Source organism: Flavobacterium sp. DG1-102-2, from assembly GCF_033042555.1.
Taxonomy (GTDB): domain Bacteria; phylum Bacteroidota; class Bacteroidia; order Flavobacteriales; family Flavobacteriaceae; genus Flavobacterium.
The window spans coordinates 269587-295360 of the sequence record NZ_JAWLIK010000001.1; the positions used below are offsets into that span (position 1 = coordinate 269587).

Here is a 25774-nt window from a genome sequence, read left to right on the forward strand (position 1 = left end):
CATCAAAAAATCAATTGCTTACAACTGAATATGAATTGCTTAAAGCGGGATATACCGTTAAATATTTGCAGCTAAAATTAAAATTTATTGAGTTAAATACTTTTTAATTACAGTAAATAAACGGGCTTTTAAATTTACAGCCTTCCATTACGGGAGGCTTTATTTATAGTATAAAAATCCTAAAATAAACTTAACAGATTTTTATTTGTAAGAGTCAACTGCTATTTTTAAAAAATGTGAACGGGGGCGTTCATAGTTACCAACAAAAAAAATAAATATTTTATGAGAAGACCAATGTATTTTACAGCTCTTTCTGCTGCTGTTCTTTCTTTGACAGGATGCGGAGATGATGACAAAACTTCAAATGTTCCGGTTGCCACAGGCCCGCCGGTAGAGACTGAAGTGCCTAACACTAATTACCAACCGGCTTTTGCAGGACAGACAAGAGCTAATGGGGCGCAGACTACAACACCGTATACCTCGGGAGTCATTACATCTGCATTATCATCGCCGTGGGGAATTACGAGTTTACCAGACGGACGTCTTTTAATTACTGAAAAAGGCGGTGCGCTGCGTATTGTAACACAGGCAGGTAATGTAGGTAATCCTATTACAGGACTTCCTGCGGTTAATCCTGAAGGACAGGGCGGATTATTAGGTATTTGTATCGATCCTGATTTTACAAACAACAGGATGGTATATTGGGTTTTCTCTGAAGCAGCTGCCGGTGGTAATCTTACTGCTGTAGCTAAAGGAAGGCTTTCGGATAATGATACTGCTATCGAATCAGCTACGGTTATATACCGTGCTAATCCGGCAAACAGCAGCGTGCTTCACTACGGTGGGCGCATTTTGTTTGATAAGACAGGTAATTTGTATGTAAGTACGGGAGAGCGTTCGGTACTGGAGACACGACCACTGGCGCAATCTGTATCATCTGGTCTTGGAAAAATTATAAGAATAGACACAAACGGCCAGGCTGCTGCCGGAAACCCTGGTTTTACAGGAACAAGCGCATTGCCGGAATTGTTTAGTATAGGTCACAGGAATCCGCAGGGGATAGCATTACATCCTGTTACCGGAGAATTGTGGCAAAGTGAACACGGTCCAAGAGGAGGTGACGAAATAAACCGTGTTAAAGCAGGTGCAAACTATGGATGGCCTACAATTACGTATGGTATTGAATATAGCGGCGAACCTATTGGTGCTGCTATTCAGCAGCAGGATGGATTAGAGCAACCGGTATATTACTGGGATCCTGTGGTCTCGCCAAGCGGCATGACGTTCTACAAAGGCAATAAAATACCAGAATGGCAAAATAACCTTTTTATCGGTGCGCTTAGTGGTTCTCATATCGTAAGGCTTGTTATTGATAATAACAATAAAGTTGTTGGTGAAGAAAGGCTTCTTGCCGGCGAAAACCAGCGATTTAGAGATGTTACCCAGGCAGCGGACGGTGCATTATATGCGATTACAGATCAGGGAAGGTTGTATAAGATCGATAAGCAATAAGATAGCTTTAGCATATCAATAATTATAGTATAAATGAGGTTATCTAGTTTTTTAGATAGCCTCATTTTTATTACACAGTTATGGCTTGTGCAGCTTCCTTTCCATGAAGTGGATCCCGCCAATTAAATATAATTCGCTTATTTGAACCGTGAAACGGTATAAAAAGTATGATTACCAGTAAAACGAGGCTCATTATTATTAACGCTCCGTAGATGTCGCGTAAGGCAAGCAGTGATGCCTGAACTTTTACCGAAGAAACGAGTTGTGTATTCCTTACTGCCACCAAAGGATTTAAAGCATCCATTGTGTTTGCCAGTCTGGTGGTATATTTGATCTGTTCATGATAATGCCAGTTTGAATAAAGGGCAGAGGCCACAACAGGGACTAACAATGTGCGCACGGCGATTAGGAACATCGTAACGTCATTAAAATAGTTTAATGGTATGTTGCTTGTAATATAGATACCAACGCTGATATAGGTAATTATGGTAGCCATCGCCCTAAAGAACATCGGCAAAAAAAGATCATTTGGCGAAGCATTTATGGTTGTGATATAATACATGCCAAGGTTTGAAACTAAAAACAATACACATGCAGTTGCTGCCATGGGCGTAAAATTCATGAACTTTCTGTAGTATAGAAAACAGAGGAAACTGCCAAAAAGGTACCCCACTGTTCCGTAAGTATTTATTTTAGCGCTTTCTAGCGGGTTATTTTTAAATACTATTGCTAAAAAAGGTGATGTAAGGGAGCCAGTATTAAATAGCATGCACAAACAACAAAGTACAAAAACGCCGCACAATACATGCCATGAAGCTACAGTTGTAAAGTTGATAATTGGCCTTTTGTTGCGCATATTGCTGTGTAAAAAAGTAAGTAATGCTATAATGCTCCCTATTGTGGCAGCCTGTATTTTTACCGAAGCAAACCAATCCTGCATTAAACCATAGCTCATTACATAGCACATCAAGAGGAGGGAGATTACCAGGAAAATATTACCCAGCCAGTCAAATTGCACTAATGGGATTTTTTTAGACCTTTTTTCGGGATGCACAAAAAGTACAATGATAAGCAGGCCAATGAAAATAAAAAAGTTTTGTTCATGAAAGCTGTAATGCCAGTTGACGGTATCGGCCAGATAGGCAGCCAAAAGTCCTGAAACCGGACCAAAAACCATAGACAATGGGTAGTAGATGCAATATAGCTGATAGCGCTCACCCTTAGGCATTAAAATAGGGATAAGGGATAGCACAATTTCTAATGTTGCGAGCATTTTCACACACCCTATGGCAAAGGACGCCATGATCATAATAAGTGGTGCGTTTGAAACAGAAAGTAGAAAATTAAAGAAAAGCAGCGCGAGAAATGAACAACCTAAAATAAGCTTTGTGTTTGTAAATTGCTTAAGCCTTAAAATGATTGGAAACATACAGGCCATTCCGGTAAAATAGGCGAATCCGGCCATGGTAACGTCGGCGGGTACAGCGCTTTGGTCTCCAATAAGATAAGGCGCTATAGTTGTGGGTATCCCACTGCTGAAGGCTAGTATGATGTTGAGAAACAGCAGGAACCAGAAATCCATTTTCTGAGGTATGCGATTAAAAAAAATTCTGTTATCCATTGTAATTACTCTGCTTTTATCACTTCGGCATTCATCCCTGTTATCAGCAGGTCGAGGTCACCAGTTGTGTTGCTGTCAGTAAATGCGATTTTTACAGGGATTCGCTGCTGCACCTTTACAAAATTTCCTGTAGAATTATCAACAGGAATTGCAGAATAACGACTTCCTGTTGCTTCAGATATTGCTGTAACTTTCCCTGTAAACGTTTTTCCATGTAAAGCATCTATCTTAATAGTTACAGGTGTTCCTAAATGCAGTTTTGCAATCTGGTCTTCGGTATAATTAGCGGTTACCCATTTTTCATTATCGCGTACGATGCTTACCAATTGCTGTCCTGCCTGAACAAGCTGTCCTTCTTCAACTATCCTTCGTCCTACGACCCCGTCGTAAGGTGCTGTTACTACCGTGTAGGATAAATTTAATTTTGCCATATCAAGAGATGCCTGTGCTTTTTGAACATTGGCAGCAGCGGCGATAACTTTATGGCCTGTTTCGTCTGTAGTAAGCTGGTTCGTTTTGTGCTGCCCCTGCAACGCATGGAATTTTGCACGCATTGCGTCAAGCTCTGTTTTGATCTGGTCAAACTGATATTGAGTAACAGCATCTTCTTTAAGAAGGTTCTGGTATCTTTTGTAGTTAGTTTCCATGTTTAGTAACCGTGCTTTTAACTCTTCCAGGTTGGCATTGGCAATTGTAATGCCGTTATGGGCTATATCAGAATCGGAGCTTGCAGCGTCTTTGTTAGCCAATGCATCTGCTAGCAATGAGGCAGCCTGTTCCTTTTGGATCTTATATTCACTATCGTCAAGAATTATAAGTGTGTCACCTTTTTTTACCTGTTGGTGTTCTGTAAACCTTATCTCTTTTATGTAAGCCGGTATCCTAGTGTTGATAGGGTTAATGTATGATTCTACCTGTGCATCGTCTGTAAATAATGAGTTGCCTATATGGAAGAAAACGGTAATTCCCCAAATAAGGGCTGCTATTATGATGAATACTGACAGGGAATTTAGTATGACTATCTTTTTTTTGCGTTTTTGTTCTTTGGTTTGCATACGTTTTGTATTTCTGTAGATGTTTTTTGTTATAATTTTCCGGTAGCTTTTTGCAGCTCGTACCATTGGTATACAACGGTTATGCCTGCGTTGCTGTGATTGAGCTCTGCCGATAGTTTAGCGGAACTGGCATCCAGCATATCAGTAAAAAGAGCTAACTGGTTCAGGTATTTCTTTTCGACTATCCTGTAGTTATCATCGGCAAGCAGCCTGCTTTTTTCTCGCGTAATCATTTCCTGTTTTGCTTCGCGAAATTTTATGTATGCAGCATTAACTTCCAGTTCCGTCTGCTGGCGGATAAGCTCTGTCTGCTCCCTTTGGATAGTTTTTTGTATTTCAGCCAGGTGAATATGCTCTTTGGCGTGATAGATGGAAGAAATATTATAAGAGAGTTTTATACCAACCTGATACAGGTTTACATAATTATTTAATGGAGGAAGTACATAGATGTAGGGGCGAACCATTCCATTTGTCGCGTATAAGGAAAGTGTAGGTATGCGCTCTGCTTTTGCAATGGCTATATTCTTTTCGGCAATTTCTTCCTGGATCGCAGTAGCCCTCATTGCAGGTGTCTGGTTAAAAGCATTACTGAGATTTACATCAAATGTTTCTTCTTTTTCTTCTGCCATTTTTAGGGCGGGGTCAACAATAATCTTTGTCTTTACATCAAGTCCCAAAACAACACATAGTTCACGATTTATAATTGATATGGAATTATCTACTTTGTTAGCCTGTAGTTCCAGCTCTGTAATCTGCAATTCACTGCGTATAATGTCATTTTTTGTAACCATTCCCTGTTTGTGCAGGCTGGTTATGTTTTTGAATACGGCTTTTGCAAGGGCTATGTTAGTTTTATATACCCTTTGCTGATTGTGTAATGCATATAACTCAAGGTAACGGCCTAACAACATTATTTTTATAGTCTCGCTATCTTTATCATAGCTAAGTTCAGAAAGCTTTTCCTCAAGTTCTGATTTGCTTATAGATGCATTTATGCTATTACCTGCGTATAGCAGCTGGCTGGCCTCAAAATCATAATTATTGCTAAAGTGCGGAATATTAATACTCTCCATATAGCTAAAATTTGGTTCCAGTACTACCGCGTTGCTTATGTAGCCAACCTTAGCCGATATTTCAAGTTCGGGAAGTCTGGCAGATTTTGCAATTTCTGTCTTTTGCCTGCTTATTTCAATTCCGTGTTTTGAAATTGACAGCTTTTTACTGTTTTGGGATGCGAGGTCAAAAAGTTCATCAATTTTTATAACCCGGGGGATAGTGTCTTGTGCTGCTGCACTGCAGGAGATGAACACGGCAAACACCGTAATTTTAAATAATGAATTCATTAGTATACTCTTATACTGTTAAAGGTTGAACTATTAGGTCGAAAAAATTATTTGTTTAGATTATTACTAGCCTGAAGAAGTATGGCCATGACTTCCCTGATTTTCCCATCAGGAATATCGCCCTGAAAAATGTTATAAAATTCCTTCATTAATGGATCAAACTTTTGTTTGTACAATTTGCCCTCAGGGGTAAGGGATATGATCTTGTTTCGCCTGTCGTTGATATCTTCAGTACGTGTCACGAGTTTTATTCGGCATAGATTGTCTATAAGCGGGGTTATGCTGGCTTTGCCTTTTTGAACGGCGTTAGCAATTTCCTGCTGGTTTACCTCATTCTTCCTCCATAATACATAAATTACCTGAAACATCTCATAGCTTATTTCATGGCCGTGCAGCTCCTTTATACGTGGCATGAGAAAAGATTTTATGGATTGCCTGGCAGTAATCACAGCATCCACAAATTGGGTCATAAGTAAAATATTATCTGTATCATTCATAAGCTGTGCAAAGGTACACTAATTAGTTCATACTTAAACCATTTTTTATGTGAATTAATTTTAGGCTGAATTTTTGATAACCTTTTTTAACTTACTTACCTTTGGTAACTAAAGGATTTTACCATAAATTTGCATTGTGAAAACATTCTGTGATTCCAACCGGAAAGGAATTCAGTAATAATATGGTTATTAGAATTATATGAGTAAAGAAAGCTTACGGAAATGTGAAAATAATGGGGACGACTGTCCCGTAAAAGATGTTTTGAACAGGATAGGGGACAAGTGGTCTATGCTTACTGTCATTATGCTTAATCACTATGGGACGCTGCGCTTTAATGAATTGCATCAGCATATAGATAATATTTCTCAAAAGATGCTGACAGTGACCCTTAAAACTCTTGAAGCAGACGGATTAGTTTCACGAAAAATATACTCTCAGATACCCCCAAGGGTAGAATATACATTGACATCGCTGGGTGAAAGCCTGGTGCCACCCCTTATGACCTTATATGACTGGGCTAATGAACATATGCCTGAAATTAAAGCTTCAAGGGAAAATTATGAAAATACATTAACAAAATGATCTGTTTCAGCAGATCTAAATTATAGCAGTTGATTAGCTTAGACTGATTGGCTCTCTTAATACATCATGGAAATAAACAAAAAAGAAATAGCTTACTCTATACTCGAGCTTGCAATAGTATCTGATGGGGTAACAATAGAACAAACACTTAAAAATAGTGTTGACCTCGCCCAAAAAGCAGAGCAAATAGGATACAAAAGGCTATGGCTGGCAGAGCATCATAATATGATTCATGTTGCCAGTGTAGCGACCTCGATTCTAATAGGCCATATTGCAGGACATACCCAAAGCATACAGGTAGGCTCAGGTGGTATAATGCTGCCTAATCACTCAGCACTTATTGTAGCAGAGCAATTTGGTACATTAGGAAGACTATATCCAAACAGGATCAATCTTGGTCTTGGCCGTGCGCCCGGCACAGATCAGGTTACGGCTCATGCCATTCGCAGCGACAGGATGCAGGCTGTACAAAACTTTGGAGGTGAGATAGAGCAGATTCAACAATATTTTTCTGAGGATAACGAATGGTCGCAGGTAAGGGCTGTTGTTGCCGAGGGAGTAAATGTGCCAGTCTATATTTTAGGTTCCAGCCTTGATAGTGCACACCTTGCAGCAAAAATGGGTCTGCCGTATGCTTTTGCAAGCCATTTTGCTACAGGTATGCTTCATGATGCATTAGATATTTACAGAAGGGAATTCCAGCCATCACAATATCTTGATAAACCCTATACAATAGCAGGTGTAAATGTTATTGCAGCCGATACCGACGAAGCAGCCGAAAGGAATTTCACATCACTAATACGTATGTTTGTTGGAATTTTAACAGGTAAGAGGGAAGCTTTGCAGCCACCTATGGAAATGACCGATGAATTAATGATGATCCAGCATAATCCCACAGTGCGCGAAATGCTGAAGTATTCTTTTGTAGGCAGAAAGGAAGCCGTTGCTAAGCAAATTGATAAATTTATTCAGGATACAGGCGTTGATGAATTGATGGTAGTAAGTAATATGTATGACCATGCCGACAGGATCAGGTCTCTTGAGATACTTGCAGAAATAATGAAGGAAATAGAGGTTAACGACATTTAATAATTTATTAATCATTAAAAAATCTGTAACAGCTAAGGCTGTTACACCTAATAAATAGAAAAGGAGCCGGCAAAATGCCGGCTTTTTTTATTTGTAGGAATAAGCGAATTTTTTGAAGCTGGTAGCAGGAAAAACCTTTAAATTTGAGACAACAAATAAACAATCATTCTAAATAATTATGAAACAATCAATACCCGGATTTAAAAAGAGGCCTTTTCAATTTTTATTGGTCAGCTTCTTTTTGCTATTGTCGTGGCAGTCTAACAGCCAGTATATTACAGAGAACATTGCCCCGACAGCCATCATTAAAGAAGGTTTGTCGCTGGAGCAGTCTTCAGACGGGCGAATTTTTATAGCAGAAAGAGGCGGTATAGTAAAAGTGTATCAGAATGGTAGTGTTAGCAATGTATTTACAGTTTCTACAGTTACCGATAACGAACAGGGTTTGCTGGGCCTTACACTGCATCCTGACTTTGCTGCAAACGGTTACATTTATGTATTCTATTCAATTAACGATGGGGGTTTAATACGACACAGGATAGAGAGAAAACAGATTGATGCCGCAAATCAGGTGATTGGTACACAGGAAATATTACTTTTAGAGCCAATTGGCGGTGGATTTCATAACGGAGGCGACCTGAAATTCTTTAACGGCTACCTTTATGTTACTGTTGGCGACAGCCAGCAAAACACTAACTCACAGGATCTGGATACTTATAAAGGAAAAATTTTGAGAATTACAGAAGACGGGCTTCCCGCGCCGGGTAATCCTTTTTATGGGAATGGCTCTGTGCAAAAACAGAGTATCTGGGTATATGGTTTCAGGAATCCGTGGAGGCTGGTTCCTAATGCAGTTGCTAATAAGCTATACGTATTGGACGTTGGTACTTCATGGGAAGAGATCAATGAGATTAGCAACCCTGCAATCCGTAATTATGCGTGGGGACACCCGCAGGGTGGTGACGGAGTTCAGCCGGAAACCAATATGTTTACTAATCCAATTTTTACCTATGCAACAGGAAGTATAGGAAATGCCATTACGAATGGTTTGCTTTACAACCCCTTGACCCCGCAATATCCCAATCTTCAGGGTCTTTTCATATTTAAAGATTATGTAAATACCGAAATACGTTCATTTGATCCAAATGTTGCTAATCCGGTCTCAACAATTATTTTTGACTCCCCGCAGCAATATGCGTTGGGAATGATGCTGGGTAATGACGGGTATATCTATTATTGCAGCTATGGCAATAACGGCGCTTTAATAAAGCTGAATTATATTGCGACAGCAGCGCCAACAATAGTTAACCAGCCATTATCACAAACAATAATGGAGACTTATCCGGCAACATTTACCGTTAGTGCAAGTGGGGTGGGTTTAACGTATCAATGGCAGTTTAACAATGTGAATATTAATGGGGCAACTTCGGCAAGTTATACCATTCCATCAGTAACAATGGCTAATGCAGGAAACTACAGGGTTATTGTTACCAATACTGCTGGTACGGTAACAAGTAATCAGGCAGTGCTTACGGTGGTGCCATTTACCAATTCGCCCGAAGTTGAAATTCTTTTGCCATTAACTTCACTAACATGGAATGCCGATGATTCAATTTATTTTGAAGCGGCCGCAACTGATGTTGAAGATGGTGTATTGCCTGCAAGCGCTTTTTCATGGAGTATAGATCTTTTTCATGAAGATGTACCGGGAGCGGGGCACTCGCATCCGGGCGCTAGTCCTCAGGGTGTAAAATCAGGAAATTTTATTGCATCTAACCAGGGTGAAAAAACACCAAACGTGTGGTACAGGTTCACGGTAACAGTAACAGATAGTGACGGGCTTACAAGCAGCACTTTTGTAGATGTTCACCCTAACCTCGTGGATGTTACGGTAACGAGCTCTCCGGTTCTGCTAAATTTAGAATTAAACCAAAAACCGGTAACAGCACCTGCAACACGAAAAGTTGTTGCAAATGCAGCATTACAGACGCTTAATGCGCCTACGCCTCAATATATGGGAAACGTAAGATATGACTTTGACAACTGGAGTCAGGGAGGAACTGCGAACCAAAACTTTCAGGCGCCGGTTGCCGGCACTGCGACTTATACGGCATTTTATACTCAAACAACATTGGATAATGCGCCCTACCTTGGCATAATAGCGCAGATTCCCGGAATTGTTGAAGCTGAGAATTATGACATTGGACCTGCTGCCTATTTTGACAGCAATGGAGGAGGTGACAACCAATACCGGGCCGGTGACGGAGTAGGTACCGAAGTTTGTAATGAGGGTGGATATAACATAGCTTATGTGGCATCAAATGAATGGCTTAAGTATACGACACAAGTTAATACTACAGGCGATTATGATATTAAATTCAGGATTTCTACGCCGTACAATAATAAAACGCTTCACCTTGAAGTAGACGGTATAGATATTACAGGGCCTGTTGCTGTTCAGAATACCGGAGGTTTCCAGGCGTGGCAGAACGCAACGGTTGCCGGTGTTTTATTGACCGAAGGTGTTCATGTGCTTAGGCTGTATTTTGATCAGGCCGACGTAAATATCAATAAAATGGAATTTACGCTGGTTAGCGCTGCACCGCCAATTGCCGATTTTGAATTTAGCCCCCAAATGGGATGTGTTAATTCACCAGTAAATTTTGAATCGGTTTCATTGGGAACTATAGATACCTACACATGGAGTTTTGGCGAGGGTGCCCAGCCGGAAACTGCTGCAGGAAAAGGCCCTCATACAGTAATTTACACCACAGAAGGTGAGAAACAAATGTCGCTAACGGTAAGCAATACAAGTGGCAGCGATACAAAATCCATTGCCTATATGGTACACAACTGTACTGCGGGAATCGAACTTCCCGGCGAAGTTTCAAAAAGAATTACTGTATACCCAAATCCTTCAACAGGAGTGTTTCATCTGTCTAAAGAATTAGACTGGAGCATATTCTCTATACTAGGAGTTAATATAAAATCAGGATCAGGAAATTTAATTGATATAACTGATTATGCAGCAGGTGTATATTTTGTAAAAACTAATGAGAATACTAAGTCTGTACACGTAATAAAGCAGTAATAATCTACATAATTTGTGCTTAAATGAAAATCCACTTCGAAAGAAGTGGATTTTCATTTATACATACTTGAGTTTTTTCTTAATATTCCTGCGCTATTTAAATTTTGTGTAAATTAAAATTGAAATTTTGTATACTCCTGATTGTTATGTCAATAGCTTTTATTCCGCAGGAGTTTAAATATGCTGATCTTATTCTTAGTGCTTAACTGTTGTATTATTTAGTTAATAGGGCATATCCGAATCTGTTACAAAAGTGTTATTGATTGAATTAATGCCTATTGTCCCATTTTAAAATGCTATCTAATAGGATTTAAATTTCAGCGTAAAAATAATCAGGATGATACCTGTAATTTTAATACCGCAGGCACACAATAGTAGACTCTCGGAATTCTAAATGTTTTTCAGACATATGATTGCGCATAATTTGTATTCATTACAAACCCATTAGACGGAATAATTTAATTTTCCAGATAGGGTCTGAACTTAATGAATGTTTTATGAGAAATCATACGAAAATTACTCTGTCCGGAAATTAACTTGAGATTAACTACATCACAAATTCTGTTCTGGAGTTTAACGTCGTCTTACAACTTATTAACGTTACGATGTAAAACGCTTAACTACAGAGTGTTTAAATTTACAATACTTCAAACGTAAAATTTAATCTAAAAATCAAAACTATGTCAATCATTCAAAATGACCATTCAGAGGGGCCAGTTGCAAAGGCCATCGAAAAACAAACTTCAAAACTTCCGTCAGACCTTTTTTTATGGGCTGCATTAGGAAGCATGGCCGCATCTGCCACTCTCAAAGTTCTTCAAAAAGACAAGACCGCATTATTTGTGGGGCAGTGGGCTGCTCCATTTTTGTTACTGGGTTTATACAATAAACTTGTTAAAGTGGAAGGAAGTGACAAAAAAGATAAGCCGGGCTCGCAATCGTCTTCAGCCCCTGTAGAACAACACCCAATAAGTGATTTTGCAGAACCTGAAAATGTGTAATCACATAAACTAATATATGTATTATGAAAAAGTTTAAAACAATTGGACTGGTTGCTATTGTGACAATTAGCACATGCATTTATTCATGCAAAGAAAAATCGTCTAACAATGACGAATCGTATGGCCCAACAGAGACTTCAAGAAGCGAAACGCCCACTGAAAATGACGAAGCTACAAATGATACTTCTGCTCACGAAACAGGGCCGGGATCTGCAACCATCGGAGATACGCTTAACAAGACTTCAAATTAAGATCATTTTATAAACTATTAGCAAACCGACGACGTATGAAAGCAGCAGTTATTCACGGTCCGGGAAAGATTTCCTGTGATACCATCGATGATCCTTCGATATTAAATCCGGATGATATTATTTTAAAGGTAACTTCTACAGCTATTTGCGGATCTGACCTGCATATTTTCTCAGGCGGAATACCCCAGCCAAGGCCTATGGTATTAGGACATGAGTTTATGGGGATTATTGAAGATGTAGGTAAAGGAGTTACGCATTTAAAACGTGGCGACAGGGTAGTGGTGCCTTTTCCCATTGCCTGTGGCAGCTGTTTCTTTTGTAACCATGAGCTGCCGGGGCATTGCGAAAATAGCAACCCAGAGCATTATGGGCCTGAAGGTGGGATAATGACCGAAAAAGGCGGTGCACTCTTTGGATACACCGATCTTTATGGCGGTTATGATGGTGGCCAGTCGCAGTATGTGCGTGTGCCCTATGCCAACTTCGGTCCACGAGTAGTACCGGATAATCTTACTGATGAACAGGTATTATTTCTTACTGATATCTTTCCTACAGGCTATACCGGTATAGATTGGGGAGAAGTAAAAGGGGGTGAGACTGTGGCTATTTTCGGTTCAGGGCCTGTTGGTATCATGGCTGCGAAAAGCGCATGGCTAAGGGGTGCTGCCAGAGTCGTAATTGTTGATACGCTTCAATACCGTCTCGATAAGGCAAAAGCTACCGCCCATTGCGAAACTATATTATGGGAAGATGGACCTAAAGGGGTAGTAGAACAGATACGTGCTATAACACAGGGCCGCGGTGCCGATGTATGTGTGGATGCCGTAGGTTTTGAGCCCGAAAGAAGTTTTCTTGACAAGGCTAAAGCAGTAGTAAACTTTGAAAAAGGATCCGTAAAAGTACTTGAGGCTTGTATGAGCGCGGTAAGGCGTGGCGGAATTGTTTCGGTTTTAGGGGTTTATCCTGTAAATTATGACAATTTTCCAATAGGGCAGTTTTTCGATAAGGGTATTATCATGAGAGGAGGGCAGGCTCCTGCCCATAAACACATTGACAAACTGCTAGGATATGTTACAGAGGGTAAAGTGAAGCTTGATGATATCATTACCCATAGATTACCGCTTACTGAAATTGCGCACGGCTATGACATCTTTAATAAAAAAGAAGATGGCTGTGTCAAGGTGGTTTTAGATCCTTGGGCATAGATTTATAAATTTATATAAAACATGAAAAGCAGGGCCATAGCAGCCCTGCTTTTTCATACTTCTTATTTGTTATATATCGTGTGTAAATAATACTACCTGGTAGTTTTTTGATGCCCTGTATAATGTGATAGAAGATAAGGTCTTAAGATCGTTTGACAGGTTATTCCATAGCTGTTCTTTGTTTTCATAATTATAATCACGTCTTGTACGGAACAGCACATAGATTGAAAAATCATCGGGATTAATAAACAAGTCCCTGTTTTCATCAAATACCAGCCTCGGTCCTTTGTACATTACTTCGGCTTCTTTGTTATATACAAGTTTAGCCAGCCTGTCGTATAATATTTTGTTTGCTTCGGCGCCTGACGGATCAAATTCCAGTTCTTCGCGGGTTCCCGCTATCCTTACAAGTATATCCTCATAATCTGCTATTGTATTTTCTGTGTCAATTACTCTGTCTTCTTCAAGAGAAGATAATTCTATTAGCTGATGATGTTCATTTTTTTCTCTTACTTCAGGAAAACGCTGGTTTTGTAATTGCTGTCCTAATGTGTTCCATATCACATTTTCATCCTCTAAATCATTAAGAGCAATATTTCTGAACAGGACATAGGTATTAAATGCATCATTATCTTTTGGAAGCAAATGGTGATCATATCTAAAGTAATCGCCTTTATGAATTATGTCCGCTGACCTATCCGCAATTGCTTTTTGTACAAAGTTGTAAAAGTTGCTATAATTAGCATTACTTCCTATTTCAAGTTCTGATTCCTGCTGGCGTCCGTTTAAACGAATTACTATGTCTAATGTTCTCATAATTATATATAATACTGTTTTTTGATTATCTTACTTTTGTCCAGCAGGTCTTTTAGGGATTCTGTATCTGTCATACGGATTTCTTCAAGAGCAGCCTCATCAGCTTCAAATTCAATTATCATACTATAATTAAAATCCGGTTTTTCTGCCGGCTCACTAAAATCGGCTTCAGACAGCGCATCATCCCACTGGGTGTAAAACAGGAATTCCTTTTGCCTGCTGAATTCAAAATTCATCAGGGAAAAAAGTGTTACTTGCTTTTCCATAACTGCTTTTTACTAAAGTTACTTCAATTATGGTGGGCATACCACGCCATTACCATATAATTAACGTAAGGTAAATCGCCGGCTCAAAATGTTATAAATGAGACGCTAAATAAGGAGCAGTACGGCTGTACTTGCTTTTTGCTACAGCAGCAGGCGTTCCCTGAGCTACGATTGTGCCTCCTTTGCTTCCCGCTCCCGGGCCAATATCAATTACCCAGTCACTGGCAGCGATAACATCCATATCATGTTCCACAACGATAACGGTGTTACCGGATGCCACAAGCCCTTTAAGCTGTACCATAAGTTTCTCAACATCTGACGGATGCAGGCCTGTGGTAGGCTCATCTAAAATATATAGTGTATTACCGTGCTGCTGTCTCTGGAGTTCTGTTGCAAGTTTAATACGCTGCGCTTCACCACCAGAAAGTTCTGTGGCAGGCTGGCCTAATCTAAGATAGCCTAATCCAACCTGCCGTATTACGTCGAGTGCATGCGCAGAAGATTTATCATCGTTAAAAAATTCGTATGCCTGGTCTACAGTCATGCCCAGTACTTCTGCAATATTTTTATCGTTGTACCTTACTTCTAGTGTTTGTGGATTGTAACGTGTACCATGACAGGTAGGGCATGGAGAATATACACTTGGCAGAAACAACAGTTCTACCATCACAAAACCTTCTCCCTGGCAATGTGGGCAACGGCCTTTTGCAACATTAAATGAAAATCTTCCGGCATCATATTTACGGGATTTAGCAAGTTTAGTTGAAGCAAATAATTTACGGATGTTATCAAATAAGCCCGTGTAGGTGGCAAGGTTAGAGCGGGGCGTCCTGCCTATAGGCTTTTGATCTACAACCACAAGTCGTTTAATTGATTCCATTCCTGCTGTAATACTGCCGCTCAGAGTTTCCACATTATTTTGTTCTAACGGACTTTCTTCTTCCTCAGTCGCAGCTGTACTTATGGAAGTTCCCAAATATTCTGCAACTAATTCTACAAGAACCTGGCTAACCAGACTACTTTTACCTGAACCTGATACACCTGTAACGCTGGTAAAAACACCCAATGGGAATTCGGCAGAGAGATTATTCAGGTTGTTTCGTGTTACACCAGCCAGTTTTAACCAGCCTTTAGGTTGGCGAATATCTTCTTGTACAGTTTTTTTATCTGCGAATATGTACTGCCGCGTTACCGATGCTTCGATATTTCTTAGTCCGTCAGGAGGGCCGCTGTATAATACCCGGCCTCCCAATTCTCCCGCTGCAGGGCCAACATCTACGATCCAGTCGGCGTGGTTAATAACATCTATTTCATGCTCTACAACAAACAGTGAGTTACCGGACGCTTTCAGCCTGTCCAAAGACCTGAGTAATGCTTCTGTATCGGCAGGGTGCAAACCAGCCGACGGCTCGTCTAAAACATAAACTACCCCAAAAAGATTAGAGCGAACCTGTGTAGCCAGGCGCAATCTTTGGAGCTCACCAGGTGAGAGTGTAGGTGTGCTTCTTTCTAAAGTCAGGTAACCCAATCCCAAATCTAAAATAACATTAAGCCTGGCTAAAAGATCTTCGGCTATGCGGTAGGCAACAATTGTTTTTTCAGGGTGCTCCTTATCAGATTTGGAAAGCTGATCTGCCAGAGGCGTAGCAAATGCCTCAAATAGTGGCACCATTTCTTCAAGAGGTAGCCTGTTCATCTCTGCAATGTCAAACCCCGCAAATTTGATGGATAGCGATTCTTTTCGTAAACGTTTACCATGGCAGGAAGGACATTCGCTGCTAAGCATATATTGGGCTACCCTTTTTTTCATTAAAGGGCTTTGCGTGTTAGCAAAGGTGTGCATTACATAGCGCTTTACGCCTGTAAACGTTCCCATGTAATCGGGTTGAAGTTTCTTTTTAAGCGCCTCTTTAACTTTTTCGGGAGTGTAGTTAGCATATACGGGTACAACAGGCTGTTCGTCTGTAAAGAGTATCCAGTCTCGGGTTTCCTTTGGGAGGTCTCTCCAAGGAATATCTACGTCATGCCCTAAAGTTGTCAATATATCGCGTTGGTTTTGTCCCTGCCACGCTAAAGGCCATGCAGCGACAGCACGCTCACGGATGGTTAGCGAGGCATCAGGCACCATCGATTTTTCGGTAACTTCGTATACCTTTCCAAGTCCATGGCATTCGGGGCAGGCGCCTTCCGGTGTATTGGGCGAAAATGCCTCTGCATATATAATGGATTGTCCTTTGGGATAATCGCCTGCACGCGAATAAAGCATTCGCAGTAAGTTTGAAATTGTAGTAACACTGCCTACCGAAGACCGTGTGCTGACAGATCCGCGTTGCTGCTGCAAAGCTACAGCAGGAGGAAGGCCTTCAATTTCATCTACTTCAGGGATAGCCATCTGGTTAAAGAGCCTTCTTGCATAAGGTGAAACGGAATCAAGGTACCTGCGCTGTGCCTCTGCATATAGCGTACCGAATGCTAACGATGATTTACCCGAACCTGAAATACCTGTAAATACAACTAACGCATCCCTGGGGATGGTTACATCAACATTTTTAAGATTGTGCTCACGCGCGCCTTTTACATTTACAAATCCAGTAAATTGTTTATTGCTATCCTTAGGATCTTTCGCCATTATGTTATGATTTTCTGCTTTGCAAACGTAGCAAAAGTCTATGATACACCCTATTTTTGATAAGTCTGCAGTTTGGATACTGCATCGGTATTTCCCTGCTGTGCAGCAAGGTCTATAGCCGATAGTCCGCGCATGTCTTTTACACTGATGTCGGCTCCTTTTTCAAGTAAAAAGTTCACAATCTCGTTGCGCCCAAACATAGCTGCAAACATTAGTGCAGTGCCACCATTGCCGTGTTGCGCATCTATGGCTGCGCCGCGCTCAATTAGTAATTTGGCAACGTCCAGATAGCCTTTAAAACAGGCACCCATTAAAGCAGTATTACCGCTATTGTCGGGTGTATTTATGTTGGCACCCGCATCTAAAAGTGCTCCTGCCGCTTCGGGTTGATTGTTATATGCTGCGATAATAAGCGGCGTAAATCCTTTCTCATCAAAAACGTCAACATTATCTTTGAGAACAAATATTTCTTTGAGCACAGGAACATTTCCCTGGCGTGAAGCTGCAAATAGGGCTTGTGTAATTTCGTCCATTTTTTATAGCTGGGTGTTTATGGTTTTTGATTTTTGAGGTCGTGTAATGATGAAGTGCCTCCTACGACCGAAGATTTTTTAATAACAGATATTTCGCCGTTAAGTTCTAAAACAACCGCTCTTACCTCATCCAGTCGTTCAAGCCTGAAATTCCTGATCTCTGCATAAATTTCTTCTTCTGTAATGCCCTCTCTTTTCATAGCATCATTAATAAATGTACCATTATAATATAATAACGTTGGGTTGCAATTGATTATCTTTTCCATAGTAGGAGAAGCTCTGGATAACCATGCTAATGTGTATTGAAGGATTATGATAATAGTGAGAGCAACAGTGCCTTCTGTCAGGGTCACCTTATTAAGTATCATCGAGGACAATGTTGAGCCCAATGTAACGGTCACTATAAAATCGAAGGCATTAAGTTTAGCCAATGTCCGCTTACCCGATATTCTAACGAGTATAAATAACGTAAAAAAAGCGCATAGGGTGCATAATGCAATATCTGCAAGGCTGTCCCAGTTTTTAAAAAACAGGTCTTTCATACTTAAATTTAACCTTCTTTAAAATAACATGATACTAATAAATGGTTAATATTGAATTAGGTGGTTAAATTCCCTTTTCAATTTCGTTTTTCATCCTGAGATAATCAATGTTATTCTGGTTCATGTAGAGCATAGAAAATTGGGAGATAGCGTCTTCAAAGACATTATTGTTGCCTATGTAACCACTTATAATTGCAGGGTCTCCGGTTCTTGCATGCGCGCGTGCCAGTGCCCATCCGCAGGAGTGCGCATATTTCAGTAAAGTACTGTATTCCATATTTTCCAGCAGGGGCTTTACTTTAGCATCCCTTAGCTGGCGTATGTAAAATTGCTTACCTGTGTCATCGTGTGTCCAGCCTAAAAAAATATCTGATGCTGACTGCATTAATTTCTGCCCTTCTACCACACGCTGGCCGTGATTACTAAACATGCTTTTGCCTATAAATGGCTCAAGTACACTTTGTTTAGCCTCTTTAAACTGAAGAAATAAAGGGTCTCCTGTAGCCGAAAGCAATAACATAATACCACATTGCGTACCCACGCTGCCCACGCCAACGACTTTTATGGCAGTGTCATAGATACTGTAGCGTTGCAATAATGTTCTGCGGTCATTAGGAAGTGTCTTTAAATATCGGTAATATGCACTTTCTGCCTGCTTTGAAAATTCCTCCTGTCTCGCATCCTTAAAATGGTAGATAAGGGGAGGGAAGTCTTTTATTGCTGGTTTTCCGTTTTTAGTATAGACCAGTTTTGTAAAATCTTTTACGTGTGGCTGCCTTTTAATTGCCTTTTTTATCTGAGAAGGGTCAAACTGTTTTGCATTCCTGATCTTTCCTGATTGAATAAGGTCCTTTAGGTTTATCTGCGAATACCATATCTGTAATGCCGACATCTCTGCATATTCGCTCATATGGATACGGTAACTGTTTGCTACTGCAAAGGCAGCGGCCTGGCTTTCGGTAGTTGTAAATCCTTTATTGATGCCCGCTATGGCAAAGCTGGAGGCGAGACGTTTTATATCCCATTCCCACGGCGCTACAGAAGTTTCGTCAAAATCATTAATATCAAAAACTAACTTGCGTTCCGGCGTTGCAAAACCTCCAAAATTAAGCAGGTGGCAGTCGCCGCACGCCTGAAGGTACATTTTAGTAGACGGTAATTGAGACAGATCTGCAGCCATAAGTCCTGCGCTTCCCCTGAAAAATGTAAAAGGCGATTCCATCATTCGCTCATAGCGTATTGGCAGTAACGAAGACATCCTCCCTTTATCGCTTTCACGATGCAGGTCAATAGGATTAATCCTGTCAATAATATCAAGTGAGGCATGGCTTTCAACAGGGCATTGTTCACGCAGCGACCTGCCATAATTATAGCGGTCGTCTCTAGAAACATTGCCTTTAAAATGTTTAATTATACCTGATGCCTTTTTTGATTTCATCTGTTTTTTTATTGTAAAGCAATGCGATGCATCAGCTTTGGTATCATTGTTCTTAGTTTAGCCTTATAATCCTCCTGCAGCCAATCGGTATAATTTTTAGTTGTGTTTTCAAGACACTTGCAGTATTGCTTTACCCTCCAGGCAATCTCTGTTTCTAATTCTTCGGAAAGATGCAGTGCTTCTGTAATGCTTTCAGCATTTTCGATGCACATTAATGTATGCTGGCGAATGGCATCACGAATTACCGTTTTTGGTTTTTCGTTATTTTTTAGCGCTTCTAGATAAGCTGTTTCAATATCAAACGACAGCTCAAGTGTTTTAGGAAATTTTGAGCGCAGTTCTCCACTAATGGTATGTGCTTCATAATCTGATCCTTTGCTTTCTTTAGTGAGGTAGCTTTCAGGATTTTCAAATACATATTTCCAGTCCATCGGCGCATCCCACTCGCCAAAGCGATCTATGTTGTTGCCAAGGTCTACAATCGTAAATGTTTTTTTGTTGCTCATTCTGCGTGATCCCCTTCCTATCATCTGGTGGTAAAGTGTGAGGGAATTGGTTGCCCTGTATAATATTACTGATTGTACAGATGGTTCATCGAAGCCTGTTGTCAACAGTGAAACTGAAGTCAATATGGCTCCTTTGGTTTCTTTATACCATTTTAAAGTTGCCACTCTTTCTTCTTTAGGTGTTTTGTTATCAAGATGTTTTACAGGAAGACCTGCTTCAGAAAACATTTGGAAAACCCTTTTAGAGGTAAAAATACCATTATTGAAAATAAGTGTTTTCTTGCCTTTGCAGTTGTCGTTATAAGCTTCTTTAAGCAATTCGAGCATTGAATCGGATGCATACAATAAATCTGAACTTGCTACAGTATAGTCACCGTGACCTGCCGCTACAAGCGAGTTAAGTTCAACGGTATATTTATGTGTTTTTGGTTTTGCAAGAAATCCCTGCGCAATCAACGACTGAATATTTTCGCCAACTATAAGTTCGCTGTAGTTTTTATGCAGCGGCATTGTAACGTCTGAACTCAAAGGGGTAGCCGTTACACCAATTATAATAGCATTCTTAAATTTATCCAACAGTTTTTGAAAGGAGTTGTGATGCGCTTCATCTATTATTACCAACCCAACACCATCAGGGTTAAACTGCTTGTCCCTTATCCTGTTTTTTAGCGTCTCTATCATGGCAACATAGCAGTCTGGCTGTACTCTTGGCTTTTTCTTTACTTCACTGGTATAGGCCTGGTTGTTAATCCCCATCTTTTTGAGTACGAGAGAAGTCTGCCTGCATAGTTCGATACGATGCGTTAGCACAACTACCTGTTTTGAATATTTCTGGATATAATCTTTAGCGATCTCAGAAAATATTACAGTTTTTCCGCCTCCTGTTGGAAGCTGATATAATAATCGGCTTCCGGCCGGGGCCAAATCTATTTTAGATAAAAGTGTTTGAATGTCAGTTTGCTGATAACTGTATATTTTTCTCTTTTCTGTAATTGCGGTAGTGGTTGTTGCTTCCATTATAAGGTAAATTATGGTATCTAAATTAATCAGCCTAAAATGGAATTGTTATAAATATATGGTAAATAATCAATGCTGAACATATATAATTTTATTGGCAATATATTCACTTTCATTTGTGATTTATTGGGGAATTAAGTCGCTTTACATCGAGTATATTTATAGCGATAACCGACATCCAGTTTCGGTGCTATACTATATGGAAAATAAAACTACCCGAATTGCTATAATTGGCGGAGGCCCCGCCGCCCTGTTCATGTTTAAAAGACTGATTGAACTAGGGAACAAAAACATCCGGATAACCATTTTTGAAAAAAAGCAGCAGTTAGGTTCTGGCATGCCCTACAGTAACGAAGGAGCAAATAAGGAGCACATAACTAATGTATCTGCCAATGAGATTCCGCATATTGTTACTTCGATTAAAGAATGGACACAGACAGTGTCAAAAGATATCCTTGATTTTTTTTCTATTGAAGCCGAACGTTTTAATGAATATAAGGTTTTACCCAGATTGTTCTTTGGGCAATATCTCTCAGGTCAGTTTGATTTGCTTATTGCTAAAGCAAAGGATAATGGATTAGATACACGGCTGCAATTAGGTAAAGAAGTCACAGATATTAAAGATATGCCACAAACATCTGAGGTGCGGGTTGATGTGAACGGTGAACGACATTTCATTTTTGATAGTGTTATCATTTGTACCGGGCACAATTGGCCTAAACGATATGAGGGTAAAATTCCGGGATATTATGACAGCCCATATCCGCCGTCTAAACTGCGACAGCATTTTAACCACCCTGTTGCTATTAAAGGTGCATCCCTAACTGCTATTGACGCTATACGCACCATCGCAAGACATAATGGTGAATTTACAGAAAATGGGAACGGAGAACTTGCATTTACTGTTTCTGATGAAAGTCCCGATTTTAAAATAGTAATGCACACACGTAATGGTTTTCTACCGGCGGTGAGGTTCCATCTTGATGATTCACAATTAAAAAGTGATTCGCTTCTTACTGAAGAACAACTTGCCTCCCATAGAGAACAAAATGGTGGTTTTCTTTCTTTAGATTATATTTTTGAAAAAGATTTTAAAGAACAATTTGTACATAAAGACCCCGAGTTTTATGCCACTATAAAAGATATGACAATGGAGGAGTTTGTAGCTTCTATGATGGAGTTACGCGAAGAACTTGATCCGTTTGTGCTTTTAAGGGCAGAATATATCCAGGCAGAAAAATCTATAAAGAGGCATGAGTCGGTATATTGGAAGGAAATGCTGGCAATATTAAGTTTTGCTATGAACTATCCGGCAAAATACCTGTCGGCGGAAGACATGATGAGAATGCAAAAAACATTACTGCCGTTGATTTCCCTGGTAATAGCCTTCATACCGCAAACCTCTTGCAGAGAACTATTAGCATTGCACGCAGCAGGTAAGCTTGAGCTCGAGGCAGTGGGTAACGATAGTGAGGAAAAAGTACATGAAACCGGCGGGATTACACTTAAATATAATACTGAAGATAATTTGAAATCGTCCTACTTTAAAACCTACATAGACTGCGTAGGGCAGCCGCATTTAAATTATAATGACTTTCCGTTTAAAAGTATGCTGGCGGATAATACTATAAGTCCTGCTACAATAGATTTTAAAGATAATGACAAAGGTAAAGAAGCATATAAGGGTCAACCGGATAAGGTGGAATTATTCGATGATAGTTACCGCCTTAAAGTTTCCGGTATTGCCATTAATGATAATTTTCAGGTTATAGATAATTATGGCGCTTATAACGAACGCATATTTGTAATGGCTGTACCTTATATTGGAGGGTATAATCCTGATTACTCCGGACTGGATTTTTGTGAAGAGGCTTCGGGCAGGATAATCAATTGGATAGCGAATAACATTTAAAATTGTCTATCCTGTTTGATACTGAAAATGTTACATGAATAATTTTTTAGGAATTCGATTTTTATCTTACTTTCAAACTATAAGAAAATTTGTGTAAAATATAACATATTAGAAAATCAAAGGGTTACATTTGTTAATAACGCGCATACCTAAAAAGGTTATCCTGAATCGTAAAACTATTTAGCTAATTTAGAAAAGGACAAATATTAATGGAAGATAATTCAACACAAATTTTGAAAGAAAAAAAAGAGGCCATCCTTGAACTTTGGATCACCAAACAAATGGCTGAAGACAGTTATTTTAACGCAGAAGATCAGAAAGAAGATTCTGATGACTTCGTAAATGCATTTTTAAATGCGCTGAACGAATCCAACATCAATGATAAGGATGCTAAAGGATTTGAAAAAGTACACGATATCCTTATGGGAATTTCTGTTTCAAGGGCAAAACGAGGATTTACGCCAAGAGAAACCGGTGTATATATGTTTACCTTTAAAGAGGCTTTATTAGAGATTCTTTCAAAAGATGTTTCTGATCCTGCTAAGCTTTATGAAGACAGTCTTAAGATCAGTAAAATCATCGATAATATGGCAATCCTTACATTTGAAGGATACATTAAAGGTCGTGAAGATGTTATCTCAAGGCAAACAGATGAAATTACAGAAATTTCTACTCCCGTTATACGCGTATGGGATGGTGTAGTTGCCCTTCCTATAATAGGTACGCTTGACAGTGCAAGGACACAGGTTGTAATGGAAAACCTTCTTCAGCAGATTGTTGAGACAGGGAGCACTATTGCAATACTTGATATTTCGGGTGTACCCGCAGTAGACTCTCTTGTGGCGCAGCATTTAATAAAGACGGTTAGTGCAACGAGGCTTCTTGGTGCTGAATGTATAATTAGCGGAATAAGGCCTGAAATTGCGCAAATAGTTGTGCACCTTGGTATAGACCTTTCTAATATCATTACAAAATCTACACTGGCGAGTGCATTACAAACGGCGTTTAATATGCTGCAGCTTGAAGTACACAAAAAAAAGGGAAACTTTATAAACAACTAGTTTAATGGAAAGAATTCCTATTCTTAAAATGGGTGATTTCTTATTGGTCACCATTCAGGTAGATTTATATGATCAACTTGCAGAAAATCTCGAAAGTGATCTTGTAAATGCTGTAAAAAAATACAATGCTAAGGGTGTTCTCATAGATATTTCCTCAGTTTCAATAATCGACTCTTTTATGGGCCGTATACTGGGTAACATAGGTATAATGTCGCGAATAATGGGAGCGCAGTCGGTTATTGTAGGCATGCAGCCTGCTGTTGCCATGACTTTGGTAGAACTTGGGCTTACGCTTACAGGTGTTGCCACGGCACTTAATGTTGAAAAAGGCATGGAACTTTTGCGTTCAAAAATTTTATTTAATGAAGGCCAAAGTTACGATCATGATAACAATACTGAATAAGCTGGACTTTGAGATAATTCGCGAGCAGGACGTGGTTCCGTTCAGAAATCAGGTCAAGGATGCCGCTGTTAAAGTGGGTATGGGTATACTAAACCAAACCAAACTTATAACTGCGGCGAGCGAGCTTGTACGTAACCTGCTGAAATACGGAGGTGGCGGTAAGGTTGATGTGGAGACAGTAACTAATGGTAGGGAAAATGGGGTACGTTTGATATTTTCAGACAAAGGCCCGGGAATCAAAGATATTGACCTTGCCATGAAAGACGGATACAGTACCGGTAAAAGCCTTGGTTTGGGCCTCCCGGGCACTAAAAGGCTGGTAAATGAATTTAATATACAATCAATAGTAGGAGAGGGAACTACTGTTACGATAATAAAATGGAAGAATGGATGATGCTGTTTTTTTGAACTATAAAATAGAAGACAGGAGTTATGTGTCTTATATAAAAAGAGAAATTCATAACCTGGTGGTAGCGGAAGGATTCAGTTCACAAAAAATAGGCGAAATTGATATTGTTGTTGCAGAACTTACGTCTAACCTTATAAAATTTGCTGAGACAGGAGAATTATTATATCGCATCAGTTCTGACGGGCAGGGTGTTTTTTTTGAAATGCATTGCATTGATAATGGAAGGGGTATACGAAATCTTTCCCGAATGATGCAGGACGGAGTGTCGTCTTCGGATACTTTAGGGCAGGGGTTAGGTGCAATTGAACGTCTAAGCGATACCTCTGCAATTTATACAATTATGAATTGGGGTACGGTAGTGCATTGTAAAGTGTATAAAAGCGATGCTACCCAACCTGACAGAAAAAAAACTATAGACCTGGGGGCTGTGCAGGTATGCTGCCCGGGAGAAAAAGTTTGTGGTGATGGCTACGCCGTAAAAAAAGTTGATAACGGCTTTCAGTTTTTTATGGGTGACGGCCTCGGCCATGGCATAAATGCGCACGAGGCAGCTCTTGAAGCTATAAAAGCCTTTAAAGAATGCAGGGAAAAAAGCCCTGCTGAAGTATTAAGATACATACATCAAAGCGTTAAAAAAACACGTGGTCTGGTAGGTACTGTTGCCCATCTTGACATTGCCGGTCAAAAATGGTCTATATGTGGTGTGGGAAATATTTCTACTATTGTTTATACCGGATTGACCGCCAAAAACTATACTCCTTACAATGGCATACTGGGGCATAACATACCGAGAACGCTAAATGACTCGGTTCAGGATCTTGAAAAATACCAGACGTTAATTATGCATTCCGATGGATTGCGAACACGATGGAATCTTACAGATCTGCCGGGTATATTAAAATATGATCCAAATACCATTGCTGCTGTACTTTATAAAGATAACGCCCGCCATAACGACGATATGTCTGTGTTTGCGGCAAAAATAAACCTATAA

23 protein-coding genes are annotated in these 25774 nt (G+C 39.9%); 12 read left to right on the top strand and 11 right to left on the bottom strand.

What is annotated here, in order from left to right:
- Positions 1-282: 282 nt before the first annotated feature.
- Positions 283-1512 carry a PQQ-dependent sugar dehydrogenase gene (locus tag R1T16_RS01085; protein WP_317499206.1) on the top strand — a complete coding sequence of 410 codons (1230 nt, stop codon included), beginning with the start codon at positions 283-285 and terminating at the stop codon, positions 1510-1512.
- A gap of 70 nt (positions 1513-1582) precedes the next feature.
- Here R1T16_RS01085 and R1T16_RS01090 read toward each other — a convergent pair whose 3' ends face one another.
- The 4 genes from R1T16_RS01090 to R1T16_RS01105 are packed head-to-tail and all read right to left on the bottom strand — an operon-like array spanning position 1583 to position 5944.
- Positions 1583-3133, bottom strand: coding sequence for a hypothetical protein (locus tag R1T16_RS01090; RefSeq protein WP_317499207.1), 1551 nt, complete (start codon positions 3131-3133; stop codon positions 1583-1585).
- Positions 3134-3138: 5 nt separating this feature from the next.
- On the bottom strand, positions 3139-4188 hold the full coding sequence (locus R1T16_RS01095; protein ID WP_317499208.1) for an HlyD family secretion protein: 1050 nt from the start codon (positions 4186-4188) through the stop codon (positions 3139-3141).
- A gap of 29 nt (positions 4189-4217) precedes the next feature.
- Complete coding sequence (locus tag R1T16_RS01100; protein WP_317499209.1) at positions 4218-5531, bottom strand: TolC family protein; 1314 nt, start codon at positions 5529-5531, stop codon at positions 4218-4220.
- 47 nt (positions 5532-5578) lie between these two features.
- On the bottom strand, positions 5579-5944 hold the full coding sequence (locus R1T16_RS01105) for a MarR family winged helix-turn-helix transcriptional regulator (protein WP_317499210.1): 366 nt from the start codon (positions 5942-5944) through the stop codon (positions 5579-5581).
- A 283-nt stretch (positions 5945-6227) separates the two neighbouring features.
- On the opposite strand from R1T16_RS01105, the gene R1T16_RS01110 reads away from it, so the two are divergent.
- From R1T16_RS01110 to R1T16_RS01135, 6 genes are all read left to right on the top strand, one after another.
- Positions 6228-6611: a helix-turn-helix domain-containing protein gene (locus tag R1T16_RS01110; RefSeq protein WP_317499211.1), complete on the top strand. Its 384-nt coding sequence runs from the start codon at positions 6228-6230 to the stop codon at positions 6609-6611.
- Positions 6612-6683: 72 nt separating this feature from the next.
- Entirely contained in the window at positions 6684-7700 is a 1017-nt protein-coding gene (locus R1T16_RS01115; protein ID WP_317499657.1) for an LLM class flavin-dependent oxidoreductase, read from the top strand.
- A 178-nt stretch (positions 7701-7878) separates the two neighbouring features.
- Positions 7879-10791, top strand: a complete 2913-nt coding sequence (locus tag R1T16_RS01120; protein WP_317499212.1) for a PQQ-dependent sugar dehydrogenase — start codon at positions 7879-7881, stop codon at positions 10789-10791.
- 680 nt (positions 10792-11471) lie between these two features.
- Entirely contained in the window at positions 11472-11792 is a 321-nt protein-coding gene (locus R1T16_RS01125; protein WP_317499213.1) for a hypothetical protein, read from the top strand.
- A gap of 23 nt (positions 11793-11815) precedes the next feature.
- Entirely contained in the window at positions 11816-12043 is a 228-nt protein-coding gene (locus R1T16_RS01130; protein WP_317499214.1) for a hypothetical protein, read from the top strand.
- A 35-nt stretch (positions 12044-12078) separates the two neighbouring features.
- On the top strand, positions 12079-13248 hold the full coding sequence (locus R1T16_RS01135; RefSeq protein ID WP_317499215.1) for a zinc-dependent alcohol dehydrogenase: 1170 nt from the start codon (positions 12079-12081) through the stop codon (positions 13246-13248).
- A gap of 69 nt (positions 13249-13317) precedes the next feature.
- Here the strand turns inward: R1T16_RS01135 and R1T16_RS01140 are convergent, their stop codons facing one another.
- The 7 genes from R1T16_RS01140 to R1T16_RS01170 all read right to left on the bottom strand — a co-directional run bounded on the left by R1T16_RS01140 (position 13318) and on the right by R1T16_RS01170 (position 20995).
- Complete coding sequence (locus tag R1T16_RS01140; RefSeq protein ID WP_317499216.1) at positions 13318-14064, bottom strand: hypothetical protein; 747 nt, start codon at positions 14062-14064, stop codon at positions 13318-13320.
- Positions 14065-14066: 2 nt separating this feature from the next.
- Positions 14067-14330 carry a hypothetical protein gene (locus R1T16_RS01145; RefSeq protein WP_317499217.1) on the bottom strand — a complete coding sequence of 88 codons (264 nt, stop codon included), beginning with the start codon at positions 14328-14330 and terminating at the stop codon, positions 14067-14069.
- Between the two features lie 91 nt (positions 14331-14421).
- The gene (gene uvrA, locus R1T16_RS01150) at positions 14422-16959 is read right to left on the bottom strand and encodes an excinuclease ABC subunit UvrA (protein WP_317499218.1); all 2538 of its coding nucleotides are present in this window, start codon (positions 16957-16959) and stop codon (positions 14422-14424) included.
- A gap of 50 nt (positions 16960-17009) precedes the next feature.
- A complete protein-coding gene (locus tag R1T16_RS01155) occupies positions 17010-17492 on the bottom strand; it encodes an ankyrin repeat domain-containing protein (protein WP_317499219.1) in 483 nt (160 codons plus the stop codon).
- Positions 17493-17509: 17 nt separating this feature from the next.
- Positions 17510-18034 carry a DUF421 domain-containing protein gene (locus R1T16_RS01160; protein ID WP_317499220.1) on the bottom strand — a complete coding sequence of 175 codons (525 nt, stop codon included), beginning with the start codon at positions 18032-18034 and terminating at the stop codon, positions 17510-17512.
- A 64-nt stretch (positions 18035-18098) separates the two neighbouring features.
- Positions 18099-19472: a DUF2252 domain-containing protein gene (locus tag R1T16_RS01165; protein WP_317499221.1), complete on the bottom strand. Its 1374-nt coding sequence runs from the start codon at positions 19470-19472 to the stop codon at positions 18099-18101.
- An 8-nt stretch (positions 19473-19480) separates the two neighbouring features.
- On the bottom strand, positions 19481-20995 hold the full coding sequence (locus R1T16_RS01170; RefSeq protein ID WP_317499222.1) for a DEAD/DEAH box helicase: 1515 nt from the start codon (positions 20993-20995) through the stop codon (positions 19481-19483).
- 199 nt (positions 20996-21194) lie between these two features.
- Between R1T16_RS01170 and R1T16_RS01175 the strand changes: the two genes are divergently transcribed.
- From R1T16_RS01175 to R1T16_RS01195, 5 genes are all read left to right on the top strand, one after another.
- Complete coding sequence (locus R1T16_RS01175; protein WP_317499223.1) at positions 21195-22907, top strand: FAD/NAD(P)-binding protein; 1713 nt, start codon at positions 21195-21197, stop codon at positions 22905-22907.
- A 209-nt stretch (positions 22908-23116) separates the two neighbouring features.
- The gene (locus tag R1T16_RS01180) at positions 23117-23968 is read left to right on the top strand and encodes an STAS domain-containing protein (protein ID WP_317499224.1); all 852 of its coding nucleotides are present in this window, start codon (positions 23117-23119) and stop codon (positions 23966-23968) included.
- Between the two features lie 4 nt (positions 23969-23972).
- Positions 23973-24371, top strand: a complete 399-nt coding sequence (locus tag R1T16_RS01185) for an STAS domain-containing protein (RefSeq protein WP_317499225.1) — start codon at positions 23973-23975, stop codon at positions 24369-24371.
- Positions 24331-24765 carry an anti-sigma regulatory factor gene (locus R1T16_RS01190; RefSeq protein ID WP_317499226.1) on the top strand — a complete coding sequence of 145 codons (435 nt, stop codon included), beginning with the start codon at positions 24331-24333 and terminating at the stop codon, positions 24763-24765. The genes R1T16_RS01185 and R1T16_RS01190 overlap by 41 nt, the downstream gene beginning before the upstream one ends.
- Positions 24758-25774: a SpoIIE family protein phosphatase gene (locus tag R1T16_RS01195; protein ID WP_317499227.1), complete on the top strand. Its 1017-nt coding sequence runs from the start codon at positions 24758-24760 to the stop codon at positions 25772-25774. Before R1T16_RS01190 ends, R1T16_RS01195 begins: the two co-directional genes overlap by 8 nt.